This window comes from Indiicoccus explosivorum, assembly GCF_002167005.1.
Lineage (GTDB): Bacteria > Bacillota > Bacilli > Bacillales_A > Planococcaceae > Indiicoccus > Indiicoccus explosivorum.
On record NZ_NHTN01000014.1, the window covers coordinates 1 to 21,961 of the forward strand.

Here is a 21,961-nt window from a genome sequence, read left to right on the forward strand (position 1 = left end):
GGCGGTTTGATCCTCAATACGTTCAAAGAAGAAGTGAAAGCGACGAGGGCGTCGAACTACTGGTTCTTTGCAGCCGGAACCCTGATCGTAACATTCCTGCATGTCCTCATCCATTAAAAAAAGCTTCGGCGGCCGCCGAAGCTTTTTTCATTCCCTTAGAACGGGTTGGTCGCCCACTGGCTGGATGTCGGGATGAAAATTCGCGGGTGCAGTTTCAGCTGGGCGACCATATAATCCGCAATGTCTTCCGGCTGCATGAATTTCTCTTTGCTGTTTTCAGGTTCAGGAGACGAACTGAACCCGGTGATGACACGGCTTGGGGTAAGCGCGAACACACGGATATTGTGCTTTCTAACTTCCTGCATCAGTGCTTCTGTCATGCCGAGCAGTCCGAATTTCGAAGCGCTGTACGCGCTGGAACCTTCCGTGCCCCGGAGACCGGATGACGAGGAAACATTGATGATGTCCCCGCCGTTTTTATCGATCAGCTGCGGCAGTACCGTGCGTGTCACATAGAATGCGCCTGTTAAATTGACATCGAGCACTTTCCGCCAGTCTGCCGGATCGATTTCAAGAAATGGTCCGTACGCACTTGTTGCAGCATTATTGATCAAAATATCGGCTGTTCCAAGTTCATCCGTCAGCTTCCGGACTGCCGATTCCACTTCTTCGAGTGACGATATATCAGCGGTGGCGAAAGCCGCCTTTCCTCCCGCATTTTTGATTTCCCCAGCCACTTTTTCCAGATCGGCTGCCGTCCGGGCTATGAGCCCGACACTGACGCCTTCTTCAGATAACGCCAGAGCTGCTGCACGCCCGATTCCTCTGCCCGCCCCGGTGATGATGGCTGTTTTTCCATTTAATGATTGTGTCAATCCGCTTCCCGCCTTTCGCTTGAATTAAGATGATTCCTATTTAATTCTACCCGCCTTAAGAATTATTTTACAGAAAGTCGGTTCTGAAAGGGTCAACTGGAAAGAAGTTCTCTGCCTTCACTGCCATGCAGACGTTTATCCTCTTCACGACACCGGATTGAAAGGAGCGGTCTGCTAGTCACTGTCACTCAAAAACGAGTTCCCTTCTTTAAATCCAGCGCTGCTGCCGTTCAGAAAAAACTAAAAACGCCTCTCCATGATGGAAAGGCGTCCCGTCTCAAAATTCATTCGGGTATTTTTTCTTCAGCTGTTCTTCGAGTTTTTCCCAAATGACTGTATTCATGAGCAAGCCCTCTTCAAACAGCAGTGTATATCCTTCTGCTTCTTGACCGGAATTGATCATCCCATATGCTTTAATCAGCGAATCGGGATCCATGTAGTAGTACCCCCCCATATCATCCGCTGTCTCCGCACCCGTCTCTTCTTTCACCTTCTTTACGATTTCAAGCGATTCAGCCGGATCGGTCAGCAGATAAACTTCCGCAAGCAGCAGCAAATCGTCCGTACGGAACTCGCTGTCGCCTGTTTCGAGTTTGGTCTCGAGGAGCCGGACCGCTTCCCCTGTCTCTCCCAGCTCCAAGTGAACATCCGTGAGCATCCAGAGTGCCTGGTCTGCATCGTATTTCCCGCCTGTCCGGACAATCTCTTCGAGCGGAAGCTTCGCATCTGCAAACTGCTCCCTATCGAATGCGTCATAGGCTTCCTCGAACAGATCCGCTATGACGGCGGCGGCCTCGATTTCATCTTCCAGGAACGTTTTCCGGAACGCCTCGATGTCCTTCCCGGTGATCGACTCCATCTCCTCGTAAAATGAAATCGGTGACTCTGAAGCTAAAAGCTGCTGGAGCGCTGCTTCCCCATGATCGTCTGCAATCGAGTTCACCGCAAGGAAACCTTGTACGTAAGGATCAAATGAATAGGAAGCGGATTCATGGAATCCCGAGTAGGAATCCAGTGTATAGAAATCGATCGCTCCAAACGAAGCCGGATCAATCCAGTAGGTGCTTTCCCCGCCGAAATAATCAGCTATTCCTTCTTCGAACCACTGCGGCAGCCGGGTCGCCGACATGTTCTGCTCCTGCGAATATTCATGGCTCAGGAAATGCGTATATTCATGGAGGAAAATCAATTCCCACTCTGGATCATCCGGTACGAGATGGATGGATTGACTGTAGAAATCATAATAGCCCGCTGGATCCGGAATCATCGATTCGGCTTCCAAGGATTCATAGTCTTCATGGAACACAACTGTAAGCGGATCGGTCCCATCAAGTCCGAAAAACGACTCCAGCCGGTCTTGTTCCGCCTGAAGAAGAGCATCGAATTTAGCGACATCCTCTCTGCTTTCAGCCGGGAATAAATAAAGGACACCATTCAGTTCTTGAGTTATCCGTTTTTCATGGATCGGGAGCTTCAGCACATCCCGTGCAACCAACAGCAGCTTATCTCCTGCATGGAGATCCCCTTCATTCATGAATTCAGCTGCAGTATTGGCAGCGCCGATCATTCCTGCGATAAGGCCGAGGTACAGAGAGAACATCAGAAGTCCGACTGTTTCCAGCCGGTTTTTGAGCCGGAGCTCCGGAAGCCCGCCGCGGCCAATCCCCCAGCAGCTGATGCCGAACAGAACGAGGGAAAAAACACAAATGATTCCGGATGCGATCAGGCCGCCAGCCAAATTCTGATTGAAAACCAGTCCGAATGCCGTGACAGACAAAACTGATAGCAGCAGAAGGAACAACAAGAACTTTTTAATTATCGCCAACCGATTCTCCGCCATTTCTGTTAAAAGTTGTTTCATTATAGCACCGGGCAAGCGGAAGGGAATGTGTCAATGGCCCTATTATCAGTCGCTCGCCCGCGAAAAAAGCACCTTTGGCAGCGTGATTAGGACGGAAAAATCTCTTACTGTCTTCAAGCTGCTGATTCTTTCTATAACTGCTGAAAAACACGGGACAGGATCCGGCACAGGAACGAAACCGATCAAACGGTGACCGCCTCCAATTCCTTCCACTTGCCGAACCGGTAGTAACAGAAAGCCACCGCGCTGCTGATGACGAAACTCGTGCCGATTCCATAAGCAATCCCTTCCGAACCGAATAATTCAGCAAACAAGTAGGTGACCGGATACCGAAGGACCCAGAACGAAATGATGTTAAGGACGAGCACCTGCAGCATGGCACCGGCTGCCCGGACTGTTCCGTTCAGGATGAAATTGATGCCGAGGAACGGATAAAAAAATGCGATGGTCGTCAAATAATCCGTCCCGAATGCGAAAGCCGGTCCTTCGTCCAGAAAGAGACGGATTCCGTAACGGCCGAAAAGGACGATCAGACAGGCGATAGCGGCCATGACAGTGAAATTCAGCAGCAGCCCATAAACCGTGATCCGGTGGACGCGCCGCCATTTGTCCGCCCCGATGTTCTGTCCTGCCATGCTGTTGACGGCTGTACCGAGCGCCATCGCCGGCAGCATAATGAGCGAATCGAGCCGGAGGGCCGCCCCATAGCCCGCTACGACAGCGGTTCCGAAAGAGGCGACTACGCTCATGATCGCCGTGACGCCGGCTGCAATGACACTCATCTGCAAGCCGGCCGGAATCCCAAGCTTCGAAATTTCGGTCACTTCTTTCCGGGAAGGGATGCTTGGCGCGGTGAAAGGCGCTAAATCCTTCCGCAATGTATAGATCAGGCCGGTAAGGAAAGCGATTCCCTGTGAAAAGATGGTCGCCACTGCCACCCCTTCGATGCCGAGCCCGAAAACGGAAATGAATAAGGGATCGAGGAACGCGTTCAAAACGGTCGCAACCAGAACAAAATACAGCGGTGTCTTGGAATCCCCAACGGCGCGGAGCACTGTGCCGATGAAATTATAGCCGAACAAAAACAAAATCCCGATAAAGTTGATCTTCAAGTAGGATACGGCAAGCGGCATCATTTCCTCAGGCGTCCCTAAAAGCAGGAGAATTTCTTCTGTCAGGAGAAAACCGATCGCACCGAGTGTCAACGACAAAACGATCATCATGACGACGAATGCATTCAAATAACGCCTGAGCCCTTCTTCGCTGCTCCTCCCTTTCTGCTGGGAAAGGATCGTCAGTGCGGCATTGTTCAATCCGATGATGAACGACAGCACAGTGAACATGACCGTTCCGGACAGTGAGACCGCACCGAGCGCAGCAGGACCGATCAAATTGCCGACCCACAGGCTGTCGATAAACTGATATGAGATCTGCAGCAGGTTCGTCAGGATAATCGGCCCTGAAAACCACAGCAGCTGTTTGAACAAATCCCCTTCGGTGAAGTCATGCTGAGCCGCCAAGTCATCGCCTCCAAACTGTTTCGTTCTCCGAATAATACCATACCCACCGATTGCGTTTTGTTAACGTGTTTGTTTTTTAAAAAAACCTTTTGTAATTCATTACTTTTTTAAATTAAAAACCGGCGTCAACCGCCGGCTCCCTTCAATAATCATCTTCAGGTTCATACGTAATTTCATCTTCATCCGAAACGTCCACCCCATTCAGGATGTGGACCACTGTTTTAAGAATGAGCTTTTCATCCCCCTCCGTCTGCCACCGCTCATCCGGTTCCATCTGGAATTCGAGGATGTGTGTATTTTTTGATACGAAGCCAGCCGCCACCTCCAGCGACTGTTTCGTGACGATTTTATCCACTACTTCAAAATCACTGTATTCGCTGTACCGCTCTTTCCGCTTCAGCACGATCAGTTCGATGTATTCGATTTCCTGACCGTGTTCGTTGTCTTCAATGTAGATGTCGCCGATCAGTGTGCCGCCTTCCGAAATATCCGGCGTTTCGACGACCGTATCGACGGTGAGTGTCCCGATCCCGATCGATGATAAGAACTTCCTGAAAACCATGTTATTTCCTCCCTTTGATGTACAGATAGTGTACCACCCGAGCACCCGTTTTAAACCGTCAGCCGAGGTGCCGTTCCTCATACCGCTTCTCTTCCTTCGGTTCGAACGCGTTGTACCGTGCCTTGAACAGGAGGAACAGATGAGCGACGACGACACGCAGTAACGCGTAGATCGGCACACCGAGAAGGACGCCGACGAAGCCGAATAGAGCGCCCGCAGTCAAAAGGACGAAAATGATGGTCACAGGGTGGATATAAAGCCGCTTCCCCATGACTTGCGGGGAAATGAGGTTCCCTTCGACGAGCTGAATGACTGTCCAAACCACCAGCACTTTGACAAGCATGAACGGGGAAACGACAAGCGCGACGATTGCCGCAGGCGTGATCCCGATGACCGGCCCCAGATAAGGGATGATGCTGGTCACCATGGCGATGGACCCGAGGAGGAGCGCATAATCCAGTCCGATGACCAAAAAGCCGATCGTGGCCATCACACCGATGAAGAATGCCACAAGAAGCTGTCCTTGTATGTAGCCGCTTAGCTGTTTGTTCGCTTCCGAAAATACGGACCGCAGACCTGGCCGGAACCTCGGCGGCAGCAGATGGAGAATGAATTCCGGCAGTTTCTCGCCATCCTTGAGCAAATAAAACAACACAAACGGCACGATTACAATGGAAATGATAAAGCTCGTCACCGTCGAAATGAATCCTGTCACCCCGGTGATCAGCCCGGTCACCGTTTCCTGCAGCATATCACCGATGTTTTCCGGCAGTGTCGCGATCAGCCGGTCGATATCAAGGCCCGATCCGGTATAATAAGCGCCGATGACCGACTCACCAAGGAAGGTGTCCAGACCGGCGAGCAGTTCCATGAACAGGACCGGGAATTCTTCCGCGAAATTGAGCAGCTGGTCTCTCAGGAACGGAAACACTAGAATGATCAGGAGCACCAACAGACCGGAAAACCCAAGAAAAATCAGCAGGATTCCCCAAAGGCGGGGAATCCGCCACTTCTCGAAGAGCCGGAGGACCGGACGGAGCAGGTAATACAGGACAAGCGAAATGACGGCCGGGAGCACAATGGTCTCCAGGAAAATGAAAAGCGGATCGAAAACGAACGATACTTCATTGAAAATGAAAATGACCAGTCCGAGGAGGACGAGCAGGACCATAGCGAACAGCGTATCCCGCCCTCCGAGGAACCGGATGAACTTTGTGGCAAAAAACGAAGGTCTTTCCGGTCTCATAGCTGCATCCCTTTCTGTCATTCACTCAGAAATTGCTCGATTGCCCGGCGGTTCGCTTCCAGGTCGATTTCCAGGACAGATCCTGCTTGCGGATAAGATGCGAAAGTGTAAGAGCCTTCGACCGGGACCGTCAGCCGTCCGATTTCTTTATTGCCGAACAGCGCGAAGCGGAGCGCTTTTTCCACTTGGCCGGCAGCAGACATATCCGTCTCGATCGCTCCCTGTACAGCGCCGGCGAGCTTCGGATACCGCAGAACGGCGAGTGGCGACGTCAGTTCGTCTTTAAGCGCCGCAATGACTTGCTGCTGCCGTTCCACCCGGCCGAAATCACCGTTCTCATCCGCACGGAACCGGGCGTAGCCGAGCAATTCTTTCCCTGACAGCTTCTGCACGCCAGGTTCCAGCGTTACACCGATCTTTTCGGACATCGGCTTTTCGACATTGATTTCCACCCCGCCTGGCGCCGCGATATCGGTCAATTTTTCGAAACTCTGAAAATCGATGATGGCGGCATGGTGGATCTCGAGGCCGAACATCCCGCTGATCGTTTCTTTCAGCAGATCCGCTCCGCCAAGGTAATACGCGGTATTCAGCTTGTAATCTTCATAACCCGGAATATCCGCATAAATGTCCCGCATGAGCGATATCAGTTTGATGTCATTCGTCTCTTTATTCCATGAAGCAATCATAATTGTATCGGTCCGTGCATTCTCTTCACCGCGGGCATCAGACCCGAGAAGCAGGATATTTTCGGTCGTCCCCGTCACGGGATCACCGGTGAACTCCATAGTTGCCGTACCGCCTGCTGCGGTCGCATGGTACCCGTTCCAGTACTGGAACGAGCTGTAAGCTGTCACGATCAGCGTGACGATCAGGAGCAGGAAAAACAGCCGGCCCCAGCGGAACTTTCGCCGTCTGCGCCTTTCGCTCCGTGATTCGAATTCTTGTTCCATCATAAAACCCCTTCCCTCCCGCTTTATGGGACGCAATGCCGCGCGCGGAAGTTCCTGTTCCAATTATAATCGAATTTCATTGCGGAACAACCGGCTTTGGTGATAAAATCCTCTTTATGAAACGAGAGGAGCAGAGGGATATGAGCGAGAAAGCGACATTCGCGGGCGGCTGTTTCTGGTGTATGGTCAAACCGTTCGATTCATATGAAGGCATCGAGAAAGTCGTCTCCGGCTACACCGGCGGTCATGTGCCGAATCCGACTTATGAAGAGGTCAAGACAGGCACGACCGGCCACTATGAAGCGGTGGAAATCACGTTCGATCCGGATGTGTTCCCCTACCGGGATCTGCTGGACATTTTTTGGCCGCAGATCGATCCGACAGATGATGGCGGGCAGTTCCAGGACCGGGGCAGCCAATACCGGGCGGCGATTTTCGTCCATAACGGACAGCAGCGTGAACTTGCGGAACAATCAAGACGGGCACTCAGTGAAAGCGGACGGTTCTCCCGGCCGATCGTGACAGAAATTCTGGATGCCGTCACGTTTTATCCCGCAGAGGATTACCATCAGGATTTCTATAAAAAAAGCCCTGATGCCTACACGGAAGATCGTGCGCAATCCGGCAGGGATGAATTCATTGCAGCGAACTGGCAGAAGCGCGACGCATAAGAGCGTCGCGTTTTCTGTTGTCCGGAGCCGGAACTTGCGTTCGCCCCGCTTTTCGCATAGACTAGCCTCAGAAAGGCGGTTCCGGAATGAGGCTTGAAACGTGGTCATATACGAGACGCTACCAGATCAAGGCGATATTCGATGTGTATCCGCACGTGACGGTGCTGTTTCGCCAGATCGGAAGCTATTACTTCATTTATTCGATGAAAGGCTTGACGAAGGACCATTTGCCCGGGAGAAAAGAGTATGTGCAAATGGAGTATTTGCTCAACAAAGAGCTTGGCCTGCGTGATGCGTACAGGCAGCGGAAATTCAGATGAACCGGCCTTCCCTCTCTATGCGGAAGGCTTTTTTCCGGCAGCTCCGGGTCCGGCTGTGTCCCGTGCCCTGACGGCTTATTCATGGTATACTACTCGTATTGTGAAATTAAGGAGGTACAATCATGCTGCAAGCAAGCAACGTCAGTCTTCGGTTCGGTGACCGCAAACTGTTCGAAGACGTCAATATAAAATTCACGGAAGGGAACTGCTACGGGCTCATCGGCGCGAACGGGGCCGGCAAGTCCACGTTCCTGAAAATCCTGTCCGGCGAACTCGAGCCGCAGACCGGCAATATATCCATGGGGCCGGACGACCGTCTGGCTGTCCTGAAGCAAGATCACTTCCAATACGAGGAATATGCGGTCCTCGATACGGTCATGATGGGCCATAAGCGGCTGTACGAAGTGATGCAGGAAAAAAACGCCATCTACATGAAAGAGGATTTTTCGGATGAGGACGGCATGCGCGCCGCCGAGCTGGAAGGTGAATTCGCGGAAATGAACGGCTGGGAAGCCGAATCGGAAGCGGCGATCCTCCTGCAGGGCCTCGGCATCCCGGACGAGCTGCACCAGAAGAAGATGGCGGACCTATCGGGATCCGACAAAGTGAAAGTGCTCCTCGCACAGGCGCTGTTCGGCAAGCCCGATGTCCTGCTTCTCGACGAGCCGACGAACCATTTGGACCTGCAGGCGATCCGCTGGCTCGAAGAGTTCCTGATCAACTTCGAAAACACCGTCATCGTCGTTTCCCACGACCGTTATTTCCTGAATAAAGTCTGCACCCACATCGCGGACCTCGATTTCAGCAAAATCCAGCTGTATGTCGGGAACTACGATTTCTGGTATGAATCTTCACAGCTCGCCCAGAAAATGGCATCTGATCAAAACCGGAAAAAGGAAGAAAAGATCAAAGAACTGCAGGCGTTCATCGCGCGTTTCTCAGCGAATGCTTCCAAATCGAAGCAGGCGACTTCACGGAAAAAAATGCTGGATAAAATCGAACTTGATGACATCAAGCCATCATCCCGGAAGTACCCGTACATCAATTTCCAGATGGGCCGTGAAATCGGCAACGATGTGCTTGTCGCCCAAGGGCTGGCCCAGGAAATCGACGGGCAGACGCTGTTCAGCGACATCAAATTCAATATGAATAAAGATGATAAAATCGTCCTGCTCGGCGATCCGATCGCCAAATCGGCGCTGCTCCGTATTCTCGCCGAGGAAGACGAACCGAAAGAAGGCTCCATCCGCTGGGGCGTGACCACCACACGCGCATACTTGCCGATCGATAATGCGGCGTATTTCGAAGGGAATGAAAAATCCCTCGTCGACTGGCTGCGCCAGTACTCGCCGGAAGACGAGAGCGAAACATTCCTGCGTGGATTCCTCGGCCGCATGCTGTTCTCGGGTGAAGAAGTCAAAAAGAGCCCGGCGGTCCTGTCCGGAGGCGAGAAAGTCCGCTGCATGCTGTCACGCATGATGCTGTCGAATGCGAACGTCCTGTTGATGGATGAACCGACGAACCACCTCGACCTTGAAAGCATCCAGGCACTGAACAACGGGCTGATCGCCTTTAAAGGCGCACTCGTTTTCACTTCCCAGGATCATCAATTCATCCAAACGATCGCGAACCGGATCATCGAAATCCATGAAGACGGATCGATCACCGATAAGCAGATGACGTACGATGAATACCTCGAGTGGAAAGACGCACAAACGGTTTAATAGATGGAACGAACCTCCGGCGATGTGCCGGAGGTTTTTGTTTTGCTAGGTTTCTCGCTGGAAGAGAGTTTAGTTGTGGCAGGATTTATGCGCGTTCAGCGGGATTTATGCGCGTTCGGCGGGATTTATGCGCGTTCAGCCGAATTTATGCGCGTTCAGCGCGATTTATGCGCGTTCAGCCGGATTTATGCGCGTTCGGCGCGATTTATGCGCGTTCGGCTCCATCCTATCCCTGCCATCTGCTTCAAAAAAGAATTAAATGCCGATAATTTTATTATGTAAACAAAAAACAAACCCCGCACCTCACTCGATGCGGGATTCCATCGTTTATTTTCAAGTTTTCAGGAACTTCCTCGCCAAGCCGCCCGCCGGGATTTTGGATATCAGCTTGTTTCCGCTCCCCGTCACTTTCTGCAGTGTCGTGAGCAGTTCATCTTTCCCTGCCCAATGTTCTTCTACAATTTCTTTTGGATATGTGTTCAAAATCGTATTCAAGATGAAAGCGGCAACCACGACATCATCGAGAAAGCCGCCCGGACCGATCAGGAACTCCGGCAGAAAATCCAGCGGCACGAAAAAGTAGAGAATTCCGCTGCCGATCAGCGCCTTGCTTTTCGTATCAATCCGGCCATCGAGCATGAGCTTCATCAAAAGATGGAACAAGTCCGGCGCCAGCAGCACATAAGGCAGCGCTTTGCTGAGTGCCCCTTTCGATTCGCCCCACTCCTGGACCCGCTCCCTGAGTTTCTGATAAAAGTCTTCCTGTTCTTGTCCGCTCGGCAGCGGCTTTGTCAAGTGTTCGTCCGTCATCCGTCTTCCCCCTTGTCCTGTTTCTCGTACTATACCTGAAACCTGTCTTCATCAAACACTGGAGCGGACAGCCGAAAATAAAAAAAGGACAACCCCGCCAGCGGGATTGCCCTTGAATCTGCAATTTGACTTACAGTTTAACTACGTTTGCAGCCTGAGGTCCGCGGTTGCCTTCAACAACTTCGAACTCTACGCGCTGGCCTTCTTCGAGTGTTTTGAATCCTTCGCTCTGAATAGCGGAGAAGTGTACGAATACATCGTCCTCGCCTTCAACTTCGATGAATCCAAAGCCCTTTTCTGAGTTGAACCACTTAACTGTTCCTTCTTTCACGTGAAAAACCTCCCGTAATGAAAATGTTCAATACATGAATCTCTTGCTAGACGAAAAAATTCACATATTCCAAAAAGTACCGTCACTTACCGATCACTTTTTGGAATACGTGAATCGCTGTGTTTCTGGTAGCCTTGCTTTGTTTCTGTTGTTGCCTCCATTATACCAGTTAAAATGGAAAAGTCAAAGAAATGACAACTTTATTTATGAAAAATGAACCGGTTTTCCATCGACAAGCCATATCAGGCCATGGTACGTCTGTAAATCGTCGTCACACGCTTCACAAAAAACTTGTTCTTCTTCGGTCCAGAACGCAATGAATGCTTCTCCTTTTGCCGACTGGTATGGGTAGCGGACCGCAAAGGCGTCTTTCATTTCCATGAAAAAGGATTTCGCTTCCGCCGCTGTGCTGAATAATTTGCGGGACACGACTTCCTTTTCCCAGCCATCGAACTGCCACCACGGCTCATAGAAAGCTTTCATATAAATGATTTCGTGCATACAACAACCCTCTTTTTTCGTCTTACTGAGCATTCTGCCAAAAAAACCCGGTTCTGTCCACCCATCTGCTTCACGCTTCCCCTTTGTACATCCGGCTGGAATTGCGTAAAATAGCGGTAAGGTGAAACTTTTATTTGAATCCAGCCGTATAATAGGTACCAGAGGAGGTTACCGGCATGAAACCGTTCGAGAATTTTGTTGTCCGCCAAACTGTCGGACTGCCGCTGATGACTGTCATGTTCCCGGTTCTTTACTTAGGGGCCGAAATCGGCTTCGTGCTGTCCGGCGCTGCCGCAGCCGGTACGTATATCGCCTCCACGGGTGCGATGAAGCAGCTCCAGGTCTCGAATGATTCAAAACATCTCGGCATGACCCGCCGGGAATTTAAATCCGTTAAACAACAGCTCAAAGAAGCGAAGAATAAAGTGGCACAACTGCAAAATCAGTCGTTCCGTCTCCGTTCCCTGACTGTGATCAAGCAGCAGATCGAAATGACGAGGACGGCGAACAAGATCATTTCCTCCATCCAGCAAAATCCGCGGAAGTTCTACCAGGCGGGCGATTTCTTTTATTCCCATCTCGATTCCGCTTTGGAACTGACATCGAAATATGCGCTGCTCGCCAGTCAGCCTGTGAAGGACAAGGAGATGAAACTGGCCCTTCAGGAAACCCGCGAAATGCTCAGCGCATTATCACAGGCCATACAAGGGGATTTGAAACGCGTGCTGGCTGATGATATGGAACAGCTCCGTGTCGAACTCGATTACGCCCAGCTGTCCACGAGCCGGAAAGAACGTCCGGAACTGTCGCTTTCCGATCAATCCAATGAAAAAGGAGAAATGCGTGATGACTCAAAATCAGCAGAATAAAAGCGATTTGGATACACTTCTGGAAACGCCTTTCGGAATGGAGCCGTCTCCGGCCGCCTCTCCTGCCCTGGAACGCGGGCAGGAGAGGCCGGTCGCGCTGTTGGACCGCCTGTCACCGGAAGAGCAGGAAAAAGCGCAATCGCTGGCCAAACAGATTCCTGCCGGCAATTACGAGGCTATCCTGACATACGGCACGAATGCCCAGAATCAGCTTTCCCAGTTCTCGCACAAAATGCTCGACCATGTCCAAGGAAAAGACATCGGACCGGTCGGCGATGTGCTTCACGACCTGATGCGGAAACTGAAGGAAATGGACCCGGAAGAACTGTCCGCCAGCAAGAAAACGGGAATCCGGAAGCTATTCAATAAGGCGAAGGTCTCCATTCAGGAAATGATGACCAAATACCAGAAGCTCAGCACACAAGTGGACCGTATCAGTATCCAGCTTGAGCATTCGAAGCGGGGTCTGCTGGAAGATGTCCAGATGCTCGAACAGCTCTATGAACAGAACAAGACATATTTCCAGGCGCTCAACGTCTATATCGCGGCAGCCGAAATCAAACGGGACGAAATCCTGAATGAAGTGATTCCGGAGCTCCGGCGGAAAGCCGAAGCCTCGAAAGATCAAATGGCTTACCAGGAAGTGAATGACATGGCGCAGTTTGTCGACCGGCTCGAAAAACGGCTCCATGACCTTCAGCTCTCCCGGCAGATCACGATACAGAGCGCGCCGCAGATCCGGATGATCCAGCAGACGAACCAGACGCTCGCCGAAAAAATCCAGTCATCGATTATGACGTCGATTCCGCTCTGGAAAAACCAGATCGCCATCGCCCTCACCTTGAACCGTCAGGCGAAAGCGGTGGAAGCGCAAAAGCAAGTGACATCGACGACCAATGACCTGCTTCTTAAGAATTCTGAAATGCTGAAAATGAATTCCATCGAAACCGCGAAAGAGAACGAGCGGGGCATCGTGGAAATCGAAACGCTGAAACAGACGCAGGAAAACCTCTTGGAAACTATTGAAGAAACGCTCCGAATCCAGGCCGATGGCCGCTCCAAGCGGAAAGCGGCGGAGATTGAAATTGCCAGAATGGAAGAGGACCTCAAGCACCGGCTGCTCGCCATCGCAGATAACCGCGATAATCGGGGATAATATAAAAGCGGGAGTTTCATGGGTATATCCCCGTGAAACTCCCGCTTTTTTTGCGCCGCTCTGTCCCTATTGGGATTGCACAACGAGATGGAGCGTGCGTTTCAGCAGCCGGACCGTCTGGTCAGTGAAACGGTCAAGTGAACCGGCGCTGACGGATTTATTGCCGTACATGACTTTGAACAGCTCGGACTGGTCTTCTGAGACCGAATCGATGTTCAAAAACAAGTGCAGCACTTCCATGCCTGCTTTTTTCGCCTCGCTGACCGCTGCTGCGGTATCTGTAATCCCGTTTTGCGCATAATTGTACGCCGACGGTTCGCCGTCGGAAAACACCAGAAGGAATTTATGCTTCTCCTGCCGCCTTTTCATTCTTTCCGCCATCCAGCGGATAGCGAATCCGTCCCGGTTGTCTTCATGGGCTTCCATTGAAAAAATGGCGGCCCCGTGATCCGCAGACCCGTCTTCAAAACGGTGCATCCACTCGAAGGTATTCGGCTGCTGTTCTTCCCCCGCCTCGAATGCATCTTCATAAAACAATGCGATTTCATGGGAAATCGCCAGTTTCCGAAGGACATCGTGGAACAAGAGCACCGCCTGTTTCGTTTCATCCAGCTTATCGGCCATGGAAGCGGAGCCGTCGACGAGCAGACCGAACACTGCGTCGAGCTTACCGGACGGTGCCGATTTCCGATAAAACGGTTTTGGACGGTCTTCGGTGACAACCCCGGTCATTTGCTTGGAGAGCCGGCCGCTCATGAGGTTCTTCCGGTCGCTCTGTTCTTTTTGCCGCATGCGCTTGCGCAATTCTTTTACGACTGCCCGCACGTTCGGCTCCTGCAGCCTTCTCGTTTCCTGCACCGCATGCCGCCAGGCGGAGTTGCTTTCGATCCTTTTTTCTTCGAAGACCACTTGACCGTTTTCTTTGCCGAATGACTTGCCGGCTTTTTTCTTGTTTCCGTCCGTTTTCCGGTCAAGGGGGTCGCCGCTTTCCTTGAACTCCCCTTCGCCGGACTCTCCTTGGGCGGTGAAATGGATCTTAGAAGCGCCTTCTTCTTCCCTGCCGCCTGTGGCTTCACCCGACTGGCCGTCTTCCAGCTCGAATTCCATCGCGGTATCGTTCTCCAGTTCCATGGCGCGGTGCCATGCCTGAAACCACTCTTCGACCGTCTCCAATTCCTCTTCGATTTCTCCGTCCGTCTCCGCCCCTTTATGCTCACGGGGTTTCGGCAGTTTGTCGGCCGATTCACCGAACGTATAGAAGGTATGGACCAGGTCTTCCTCAACCAAATACTCGAGTCTCGGCATCATGGCGTCGACAATGCGCGCAGAATCCGCCGTGCTTGCCGCATCAAATAAACCAGTCCACTGATTGAACAGCATGGCGTCCATCTCTGTGCCGGCCTCCGTTCTACCCCGGAGTGCCAAATACGCCGAATTCAGGAATGCATCGGCAACAAATCCTTTATTGCCATTGATGGTCCGCTGCTGCCGGTGGAAATCAGCGTAAACCGACTCCCGGAGACTGAAGGCGCGTGCCATCCCCGGCCGTTCTTTCCTCAGTTTTTCGGATAATCGGAATTCCTCAGCGCAAAGCAGAAGCTGCTGCCGGAGTTCCGGCAGCGGCGACGGCCGCTCCAGAAAGCGCCGCCACGCAGAAAGACTGAAATGCTTCCAGAAACCGGCCGCCAGCAGGTAGATATCCGACAGCTGGCCGGTCCGCACTGTATCGGGATCCCGGTGTTTCCAAAAGACACTGATGGAGATTGCCTGTTCGGAAGCCCGGAACTCGATGAGCTTCCGTGTAGTGAGACTCAGCTCCGGTGATCCGGCAAGCGCCCGCGCCAGCACTTCCAGCCGGTTCAAACCGGCCGCATCCACCATCTCATTATTGAATTGGATGAAGCGGTTGACCGATGTCATCATATCCACCTACTTTAACCAAGTTGAACTCAAATCCCTTACGAGCTGCCGCTCACTTTCGTCGTCCAGTTTCTCGGCAATGGCGTAACCGACCGCCCGTTCCGGCCCGATGTGGACGGCAAGGGCCGTCGCATCCAGGAGACTCCGGATTGAAGCGGCTTCGTCCGACAACAACCCGTTTTCGACTTGCTTCATCAGATCGGCCGCCAGATTCAGCATGAATTTCTTCAATTCACCCGGCGCATCCGGAAATTCCCGTTCCCAGAGGCGGCGCAGTTCCCCGCCGCCCAAGTACGGGACCGGAACCGCCACGAAACGGTTCTTCAAAGCCTCATTCATCGGAGAAGTCCCGATATATCCTTCGTTAATGGCGGCGATAACCCCGAAGTCCGGATGGGCCTTGATCACTTCCCCTGTGAACGGGTTCGTCATCATCCGGCGGTAATCGAGCACGCCGTGCAGGATCGGCAGCGTTTCTGCACGCGCCATATTGATTTCATCGATATAGAGGAGATGGCCTTCTTTCATTGCCTTGACGACTGGCCCTTCCACGAAATCGATCACGCTCGTCCCGTTCTGCTGGATGAGCGTCTTGAATCCGAGGAGCGATTCCGCATCCAGATCCACGGAAGAGTTGATGCTCTGCATCGGCTGCTGGAATTCGGAGGATACCGATTCCGCTAATTTCGTTTTCCCGGCACCCGTCGGCCCTTTCAATAAAACCGGCTGGCGAAGGGCTACGGCCGTCAGCACATCGGTCCATAACCGCTCATCCGGCGAAATGTAGCCGCCCGTTCCGATCAGCCGGCTGTATGCGCCGTGGTCCCGCCGGCGGCGCTGCTCTGTTTCCTGTGCAATCAATTCCATGTTTTACCTTCTTTCTTTATTCCGGACATGAAAAAACCGATGATGGTTCATCGGTTTAGACTCAGTCAAAATACGTTTTGTAATAACCGCCGATTTTCCCGGTGTTGTCGACCACAAACAGGAATTCATCGGTTTCGTTTTTCACTTCATACGTTTTTCCGGCTGTGAGCACGTTGGAAACGAGAAATTTTTCCGCATCCGTGTGCTTGCAGGTCACTGTCCGTAACGTCGGCCGATCGAGCCACTCCAAGTGATTCACCGTTCTCACCCTTTCCTTTATCCATCTTCAGTATAAGGAATTTGAAGGACCATTTCAACGGGACAGCCGTTTCTGACGGAAGAAGCAAAACCCGATCCCCGCCAAGGCGACAGTGATGGCGGTCACGACAAGGAAACGCTGGAGCTCCCCGAGGATTTCTTCGTACAGGGCGGGAAACAGCCGGCCGACCTGGAAAAAAAGAAGCGACCAGATGAAACCGGCTGTTCCGGCGTACAGGAGATAGCGGTTCAGCGGATAACGGTTCGCCCCCGTCACGTAAGGCATCACCATCCGGAATCCCGGAAGGAAGAAGCTGAAAGAAACAGCCCATCCGCCATAGCGGTCGAAAGCACTCCGGAACCGCCTCGCGCTGTTTCGGAACTTTGGCCGCTCGAGCCGTTCCAGGACTTGGGCGGCGAACAGCCGGCCGATATAATAAGTAAACAGATTGCTCGTCATAAGGCCGGCATACGCGCACAGAAAAGCGAACGGCGCATAAAATGATCCCGTCTCAGTGACAGCACCCGACAGGATCGCGACAGTTTCACCAGGCAGGGGAACTCCAAGAAGCATGATCCAATTCAAGAGGAACATTGCGACATAACCGTAGTCCTGCACCCACTCCACTAAGTAGGAAACGTCCATACGCTGCGCCTGCTTTCTTCCCTTTTTATCATTTTGCCAAATACCGGCGGACCGCGCAAGAAAATCGGATTCCACACAAGCTGCAGGCCAGCAGCTTTGCCACGAGCTTGCGCATGAGCAGAAAGGTTTCTCGCATTTCCGTTAGCTCTCATTGGCCCTGTCTTCAAAATCAACTTTGCTATTCACAAAAGTAATCAGAGGAATTCAGACCTCCTTCCCGGCTTTTTTACATCCGCCGAATCGAATAGAGGCTGCTTCTTCAACAATAGAAAAAGGGCCGCCCCTCGGGTCATTTTCATGACCTTTCGGGACAGCCGCTTTTATTTGGTCTATTACGATTCCAGAAGAAGGTCTTCCGGGTTCTCGATGAGATCTTTGACCATTTTCAGGAATCCGACGGAATCTTTACCGTCAATGATGCGGTGGTCATATGACAGGGCCACATACATCATCGGACGGATTTCCATCGTTTCTTTGTCGATGGCGATCGGGCGGTGCTGAATCGTGTGCATGCCCAGAATCGCGGCCTGCGAACCGTTCAGGATCGGTGTCGACATGAGGGATCCGAAGACGCCGCCGTTCGTGATCGTGAATGAACCGCCGGTCATATCGGAAAGCTGGAGCTTTTTGTCGCGTGCTTTCTTGGCGAGTTCACCGATTTCACGCTCGATCTCCGCGAAGTTTTTGCGGTCCGTATCACGGACGATCGGAACGACCAGGCCTTCTTCCGTCGAAACGGCGATGCCGATATCGTAGAACTTCTTGAGCAGCAGGTCGTTGCCGTCGATTTCGGCATTGACGTTCGGATATTTCTTCAGCGCCGCAGTCACAGCTTTCGTGAAGAACGACATAAAGCCGAGTTTGACATCATTCTTTTCAACGAATTCATCTTTTTTGCGGCTCCGGAGCGCCATCATGTTCGTCATATCGATTTCGTTGAAGGTCGTCAGCATTGCCGTGTTCTGACGGACTTCCAGAAGGCGGTTGGCGATCGTCTGGCGGCGCCGGCTCATTTTTTCACGGACAATCCGGTCATCCTGCTGCGGTTGGGCGGCAGATTTCGGTGCTTCCTGCTTCGCTTGAGGAGCAGGCTGTGAACCATGTGCTTCAACATCCTGGACACGGACTCGTCCGAGCGGATCGGCTGTCTGCACGGCAGACAAATCGATTCCCTTTTCACGGGCAAGCTTGCGTGCCGCCGGGCTTGCGATGATCCGGTCTTCCGGCGAGGATGGATCGGAAACGGACGGCTGTTCGCCCGTCGTTTCTGCCACCGGGCTGTCCTCCGTCTGCTGAGCCTTGGCATTCGGCTCTTCCTGTTTCGGCTCTTCCTGTTTCGGCGCCGGCGCTGCTTTCTGTCCGCTTCCTTCGCCGACTACCGCAATCACTTGCCCGACTTCCACAGTATCCCCTTCTGCCGCCAGCAGTTCCTGGACCACACCGGCCTCTTCGGAAATCACTTCGACGTTCACTTTATCCGTCTCGAGTTCAACGATGAATTCCCCTTTCTCCACCGTATCGCCGGGCTGTTTCAGCCATTGTGCTATCGTTCCTTCTGTAATCGATTCTGCCAGTTCAGGCACTTTGATTTCCGCCACAATCAGTTCCTCCTTTGAGTCTTTCTTTCTGGAATCCGGTCCGGCCGCCGGCAGCTGCCGGCGAACCCGCCGGGAATAACCTTACTTCTTCTTGCCGAGTGCCGAATCCAAGATCCGTTCCTGTTCGGCTTTGTGGGCTTCTCCGTCTCCTTCAGCAGGACTTGAGCGCCGGATGCGGCCATGGTAGGTCACTTTTTTCTTGCCGGCGAGTTCCCGCAGGTACGGCTCGGCGAATGACCAGGATCCCATATTTTCCGGCTCTTCCTGAACCCAGGCCAGTTCCTTCACTTTCGGGAACCGTTCGAGGATCCCTTTCACTTTCTCTTCCGGGAACGGATACAGCTGCTCGATCCGGATGATATGGAGTTTGTCGAATCCTTCTCCGTCCTTTGTCCGTTCCGCCAGATCGATCGCCATTTTTCCGCTGGCAAAAAGAAGGCGTTCCACTTTGCTTTCGTCTTTGCCGGTCGTCGGATTTTCCAGGACTGTCTGGAATTGGCCCTCTGCCAGTTCCGATGGCTCCGAAGAAACGAGCGGATGGCGCAGAAGCGACTTCGGTGTCACGATGATCAGCGGCCGGATCGATTCCTCGCCCAGCATTTTTGCCTGACGGCGGAGGATGTGGAAATAGTTCGCCGCGCTCGAAAGATTGGCCACTGTCCAGTTATTTTCCGCTGCCAGCTGCAGATGGCGCTCCAGGCGGGCACTGGAATGTTCCGGCCCTTGCCCTTCATACGCATGCGGCAGCAGCATGACGAGCCCGGATTTTTGACCCCATTTCGCTCTTGCGGAAGAAATGAAGTTATCGAACATCACTTGCGCCATATTCGCGAAATCTCCGTACTGTGCTTCCCAGATGACCAGCGCTTCCGGGTTTTCGACATTGTAGCCATACTCATACCCGAGAATAGCCGATTCTGTAAGCGGGGTGTTATAAACCGAGAACGACGCTTCCGCTCCCTCGATGTGGTGCAGCGGAATCAGTTCTTCCCCTGTATTTTCATCATGGAGTACGAGATGCCGATGGGCGAATGTGCCGCGCTGCGTATCCTGCCCGGACATCCTGATCGGATTGCCTTCCTGCAGGATGGTGCCGAAAGCGAGCGTTTCCGCATGGGCCCAATCGATTTTCCCTTTTCCGTTGAATGGCTCCTCACGGCGTTTCAGGATGCGCGCCAGTTTCTTGAAAGGCGAGAATTCTTCCGGCCAGTTCAGAAGGTCTTCATTCAGTTTGCGGAGCGTTTCCTCTCCGACGCCTGTATCTGTCTCCGGGAATCCTGCGAGGACAGCCTGCGGAATGTCACCTTTTTTCGCTTCTTCCAGGTTTGATTCCTTCACCCGGTCATAAGCGGCCTGCATTTCAGCCAGGACTTCCTTATCGGTTTTGTCGACGTCATCCGCTGATAAAACACCTGCGTCGGCAAGGCGGCTGCCGTAGAGTTCCCGGACAGTCGGATGGCTATGGACGTTGTGGTACATCAGCGGGTTCGTCACCAGCGGCTCATCCATTTCGTTGTGGCCATACCGGCGATAACCGATCAGGTCGATCAGGATATCCTTATTGAATTTCTGACGGTATTCGAACGCCAGCCGGGCGACCGCGACGACCGCTTCCGGATCATCCGCATTGACGTGGATGATCGGCATTTCAAACCCTTTCGCAGGATCCGAAGCGTAACGGGTCGTGCGCGAGTCATACTGCTCGGTCGTGAATCCGATCGTGTTGTTGGCGATGATGTGGATGGATCCGCCCGTTTTGTAAGCGTCCACCCCGCTGTAGTTCATCGTTTCTGTGACGATGCCCTGGCCGGGAAAAGCAGCATCTCCATGGACGAGGACCGCGAAAGCTTTCTGCGTATCCTGTTTCGGCTTCCCTAGCTGCCCGGTGTCTTCCTGTGCCGCCCGGGTCTTTCCGGTGACGATCGGACTAACGACTTCAAGATGGGACGGATTATAAGCCATTTTGATCTTCAGGCCATCCGGAGACTGATAAGAAGCGCCCATGTGGTACTTCACATCGCCGTACCAGCCTTTCGACAGCGACAGCGATCCGTCTTCAGGAAGGAACGAGTCGTTCGGGACATGGGCGAAATCGGCAAACATCATCTCGTAAGGCTTGTGGAGGATATGTGTAAGCACGTTCAAACGACCGCGATGTGCCATCCCGATCATCATGTTCTTCGCACCGAATCCGCCTGCTTGACGCACCAATTCATCCATGAGGACCACAAGTGTATCCAGCCCTTCGATGGAGAATCGTTTCTGACCGACGAATGTGCGGTGTATGAATTTTTCGAAGCCTTCCACATGGGTGATCCGGTTCAGGAGTTCCTTTTTTTCGTCCGCAGATAATGAAGGAAGGGCAGCGCCGGATTCGATTTTGGACTGGATCCAGCTCCGTTCTTCTTCGTTCGCCACTTGGGAGAATTCGTATGCGGCTTTTCCGGTATAGAAGGATTTCAGCTGTTCAATCGCTTCCAGACCGTCACGCGCATCTGATTCTGGCCCCAGAATCAGGGAAGCCGGCACGTCGCGCAGATCCTGTTCGGACAAGCCATACGCATCGAGGTCCAGCCTTCTTGTTTCCCGGTCGTGGTCATTGAGCGGGTAAATATCCGCCGCCAAATGGCCGTATGTCCGGATGGACTCCGCCAGTCTGACAGCCGCAAGCACTTTTTCGGTATTGCCTGCAGGGACTTCCGCTGCCTGCTGTGGGGCAGGCAGCGGCGGGCCGTATGTCCGGAATAAAGACGCCAGTTCCGGTTCAACTGAATCCGGAGATTCCTGGTAAAGCTCATACTGCTCCATAATGTAGCCGGCGTTCACTCCGGAGATGGAACGCCATGGAGATTCTGTTCGGGCAAAACTGTTAGACATAACAAACCCTCCAACTTTTTGCAAGGCGGCATCCGCTTCTTGCACGTTATCCATTCAAAATTTTATCATGCCCATCCGGCGGCTGAAAGCTGAAGGCAATCAGCGTCGGATGATAATTTTTTTCCATATCAATCTTACTACTATTCATGAAAAAAACAATGCTTTTGCTGCAATTTCTAAATCGAGCCCCACTGGGATGGCGGGTTTTTCCGCGAAGACAGGATGAGCCGCGTTTTCCGCTCTTCCCGCCCCGTCCGGATAAGCACTCCCGCACTCCGGATCGGCACGGCAGCCGCTGACCTTACTATTCCCTCAGAAAAGGGATGCAAACCCTGACACACCGCTCTCTTCACCCTGTTCCTGTCCCGAGAAAAAAACCTTTGCAATTCAAGGAAA

Annotated in this window: 21 protein-coding genes; 6 read left to right on the forward strand and 15 right to left on the reverse strand. The window is 52.6% G+C overall.

Going from position 1 to position 21,961, the window contains the following annotated elements; all coding sequences use genetic code 11:
- Positions 1-155: 155 nt before the first annotated feature.
- From CCE92_RS04150 to CCE92_RS04175, 6 genes are all read right to left on the reverse strand, one after another.
- Positions 156-875: a 3-ketoacyl-ACP reductase gene (locus CCE92_RS04150; protein WP_088006263.1), complete on the reverse strand. Its 720-nt coding sequence runs from the start codon at positions 873-875 to the stop codon at positions 156-158.
- Positions 876-1,152: 277 nt separating this feature from the next.
- Positions 1,153-2,700 (reverse strand): collagenase, encoded by a 1,548-nt coding sequence (locus tag CCE92_RS04155; RefSeq protein WP_088006264.1) that lies wholly within the window; start codon positions 2,698-2,700, stop codon positions 1,153-1,155.
- Between the two features lie 218 nt (positions 2,701-2,918).
- A complete protein-coding gene (locus CCE92_RS04160; RefSeq protein ID WP_088006265.1) occupies positions 2,919-4,256 on the reverse strand; it encodes an MATE family efflux transporter in 1,338 nt (445 codons plus the stop codon).
- 142 nt (positions 4,257-4,398) lie between these two features.
- Positions 4,399-4,818 (reverse strand): sporulation protein, encoded by a 420-nt coding sequence (locus CCE92_RS04165; protein ID WP_088006266.1) that lies wholly within the window; start codon positions 4,816-4,818, stop codon positions 4,399-4,401.
- A gap of 58 nt (positions 4,819-4,876) precedes the next feature.
- Positions 4,877-6,064 carry an AI-2E family transporter gene (locus CCE92_RS04170; protein ID WP_088006267.1) on the reverse strand — a complete coding sequence of 396 codons (1,188 nt, stop codon included), beginning with the start codon at positions 6,062-6,064 and terminating at the stop codon, positions 4,877-4,879.
- Positions 6,065-6,081: 17 nt separating this feature from the next.
- On the reverse strand, positions 6,082-7,020 hold the full coding sequence (locus CCE92_RS04175; RefSeq protein ID WP_088006268.1) for an LCP family protein: 939 nt from the start codon (positions 7,018-7,020) through the stop codon (positions 6,082-6,084).
- A 137-nt stretch (positions 7,021-7,157) separates the two neighbouring features.
- Between CCE92_RS04175 and msrA the strand changes: the two genes are divergently transcribed.
- From msrA to CCE92_RS04195, 4 genes are all read left to right on the forward strand, one after another.
- Positions 7,158-7,688 (forward strand): peptide-methionine (S)-S-oxide reductase MsrA, encoded by a 531-nt coding sequence (gene msrA, locus CCE92_RS04180; protein WP_088006269.1) that lies wholly within the window; start codon positions 7,158-7,160, stop codon positions 7,686-7,688.
- Between the two features lie 86 nt (positions 7,689-7,774).
- Positions 7,775-8,008 (forward strand): protein YuzH, encoded by a 234-nt coding sequence (locus tag CCE92_RS04185; protein WP_088006270.1) that lies wholly within the window; start codon positions 7,775-7,777, stop codon positions 8,006-8,008.
- Positions 8,009-8,130: 122 nt separating this feature from the next.
- A complete protein-coding gene (locus CCE92_RS04190; RefSeq protein ID WP_088006271.1) occupies positions 8,131-9,732 on the forward strand; it encodes an ABC-F family ATP-binding cassette domain-containing protein in 1,602 nt (533 codons plus the stop codon).
- 3 nt (positions 9,733-9,735) lie between these two features.
- A complete protein-coding gene (locus tag CCE92_RS04195; RefSeq protein WP_144390973.1) occupies positions 9,736-10,014 on the forward strand; it encodes a hypothetical protein in 279 nt (92 codons plus the stop codon).
- A 51-nt stretch (positions 10,015-10,065) separates the two neighbouring features.
- Here CCE92_RS04195 and CCE92_RS04200 read toward each other — a convergent pair whose 3' ends face one another.
- The 3 genes from CCE92_RS04200 to CCE92_RS04210 all read right to left on the reverse strand — a co-directional run bounded on the left by CCE92_RS04200 (position 10,066) and on the right by CCE92_RS04210 (position 11,374).
- A complete protein-coding gene (locus CCE92_RS04200) occupies positions 10,066-10,542 on the reverse strand; it encodes a YkvA family protein (RefSeq protein ID WP_088006273.1) in 477 nt (158 codons plus the stop codon).
- A gap of 130 nt (positions 10,543-10,672) precedes the next feature.
- Entirely contained in the window at positions 10,673-10,873 is a 201-nt protein-coding gene (locus tag CCE92_RS04205; protein WP_077589397.1) for a cold-shock protein, read from the reverse strand.
- Between the two features lie 204 nt (positions 10,874-11,077).
- Positions 11,078-11,374, reverse strand: coding sequence for a DUF1033 family protein (locus tag CCE92_RS04210; RefSeq protein ID WP_088006274.1), 297 nt, complete (start codon positions 11,372-11,374; stop codon positions 11,078-11,080).
- A 176-nt stretch (positions 11,375-11,550) separates the two neighbouring features.
- Here CCE92_RS04210 and CCE92_RS04215 point away from each other — a divergent pair, with 176 nt between their 5' ends.
- Positions 11,551-12,243: a 5-bromo-4-chloroindolyl phosphate hydrolysis family protein gene (locus CCE92_RS04215; protein ID WP_088006275.1), complete on the forward strand. Its 693-nt coding sequence runs from the start codon at positions 11,551-11,553 to the stop codon at positions 12,241-12,243.
- Complete coding sequence (locus CCE92_RS04220; RefSeq protein WP_088006276.1) at positions 12,221-13,399, forward strand: toxic anion resistance protein; 1,179 nt, start codon at positions 12,221-12,223, stop codon at positions 13,397-13,399. Before CCE92_RS04215 ends, CCE92_RS04220 begins: the two co-directional genes overlap by 23 nt.
- A gap of 66 nt (positions 13,400-13,465) precedes the next feature.
- Here CCE92_RS04220 and CCE92_RS04225 read toward each other — a convergent pair whose 3' ends face one another.
- The 6 genes from CCE92_RS04225 to CCE92_RS04250 all read right to left on the reverse strand — a co-directional run bounded on the left by CCE92_RS04225 (position 13,466) and on the right by CCE92_RS04250 (position 21,565).
- Complete coding sequence (locus CCE92_RS04225) at positions 13,466-15,319, reverse strand: vWA domain-containing protein (protein ID WP_088006277.1); 1,854 nt, start codon at positions 15,317-15,319, stop codon at positions 13,466-13,468.
- A 9-nt stretch (positions 15,320-15,328) separates the two neighbouring features.
- Positions 15,329-16,186: an ATP-binding protein gene (locus CCE92_RS04230; protein ID WP_088006278.1), complete on the reverse strand. Its 858-nt coding sequence runs from the start codon at positions 16,184-16,186 to the stop codon at positions 15,329-15,331.
- A gap of 61 nt (positions 16,187-16,247) precedes the next feature.
- Positions 16,248-16,445, reverse strand: a complete 198-nt coding sequence (locus CCE92_RS04235; protein WP_088006279.1) for a DUF6501 family protein — start codon at positions 16,443-16,445, stop codon at positions 16,248-16,250.
- Between the two features lie 54 nt (positions 16,446-16,499).
- Positions 16,500-17,090, reverse strand: a complete 591-nt coding sequence (locus tag CCE92_RS04240) for a DedA family protein (protein ID WP_088006280.1) — start codon at positions 17,088-17,090, stop codon at positions 16,500-16,502.
- A 332-nt stretch (positions 17,091-17,422) separates the two neighbouring features.
- Positions 17,423-18,688 carry a 2-oxoglutarate dehydrogenase complex dihydrolipoyllysine-residue succinyltransferase gene (gene odhB / locus CCE92_RS04245; protein WP_088006281.1) on the reverse strand — a complete coding sequence of 422 codons (1,266 nt, stop codon included), beginning with the start codon at positions 18,686-18,688 and terminating at the stop codon, positions 17,423-17,425.
- A gap of 81 nt (positions 18,689-18,769) precedes the next feature.
- Complete coding sequence (locus tag CCE92_RS04250; RefSeq protein ID WP_088006282.1) at positions 18,770-21,565, reverse strand: 2-oxoglutarate dehydrogenase E1 component; 2,796 nt, start codon at positions 21,563-21,565, stop codon at positions 18,770-18,772.
- Between the last annotated feature and the right edge of the window lie 396 nt (positions 21,566-21,961).

Excerpts from the sequence above, each read along its gene's own strand:
- CCE92_RS04170 (WP_088006267.1), bottom strand. The coding sequence starts at position 6,064 with ATGAGACCGGAAAGACCTTCGTTTTTTGCCACAAAGTTCATCCGGTTC.
- CCE92_RS04185 (WP_088006270.1), top strand. The coding sequence starts at position 7,775 with ATGAGGCTTGAAACGTGGTCATATACGAGACGCTACCAGATCAAGGCG.
- CCE92_RS04210 (WP_088006274.1), bottom strand. The coding sequence starts at position 11,374 with ATGCACGAAATCATTTATATGAAAGCTTTCTATGAGCCGTGGTGGCAG.
- CCE92_RS04195 (WP_144390973.1), top strand. The coding sequence starts at position 9,736 with ATGGAACGAACCTCCGGCGATGTGCCGGAGGTTTTTGTTTTGCTAGGT.
- CCE92_RS04175 (WP_088006268.1), bottom strand. The coding sequence starts at position 7,020 with ATGATGGAACAAGAATTCGAATCACGGAGCGAAAGGCGCAGACGGCGA.
- msrA (WP_088006269.1), top strand. The coding sequence starts at position 7,158 with ATGAGCGAGAAAGCGACATTCGCGGGCGGCTGTTTCTGGTGTATGGTC.
- CCE92_RS04250 (WP_088006282.1), bottom strand. The coding sequence starts at position 21,565 with ATGTCTAACAGTTTTGCCCGAACAGAATCTCCATGGCGTTCCATCTCC.
- CCE92_RS04165 (WP_088006266.1), bottom strand. The coding sequence starts at position 4,818 with ATGGTTTTCAGGAAGTTCTTATCATCGATCGGGATCGGGACACTCACC.
- CCE92_RS04240 (WP_088006280.1), bottom strand. The coding sequence starts at position 17,090 with ATGGACGTTTCCTACTTAGTGGAGTGGGTGCAGGACTACGGTTATGTC.
- CCE92_RS04225 (WP_088006277.1), bottom strand. The coding sequence starts at position 15,319 with ATGACATCGGTCAACCGCTTCATCCAATTCAATAATGAGATGGTGGAT.
- CCE92_RS04220 (WP_088006276.1), top strand. The coding sequence starts at position 12,221 with ATGACTCAAAATCAGCAGAATAAAAGCGATTTGGATACACTTCTGGAA.
- CCE92_RS04215 (WP_088006275.1), top strand. The coding sequence starts at position 11,551 with ATGAAACCGTTCGAGAATTTTGTTGTCCGCCAAACTGTCGGACTGCCG.
- CCE92_RS04200 (WP_088006273.1), bottom strand. The coding sequence starts at position 10,542 with ATGACGGACGAACACTTGACAAAGCCGCTGCCGAGCGGACAAGAACAG.
- CCE92_RS04230 (WP_088006278.1), bottom strand. The coding sequence starts at position 16,186 with ATGGAATTGATTGCACAGGAAACAGAGCAGCGCCGCCGGCGGGACCAC.
- CCE92_RS04190 (WP_088006271.1), top strand. The coding sequence starts at position 8,131 with ATGCTGCAAGCAAGCAACGTCAGTCTTCGGTTCGGTGACCGCAAACTG.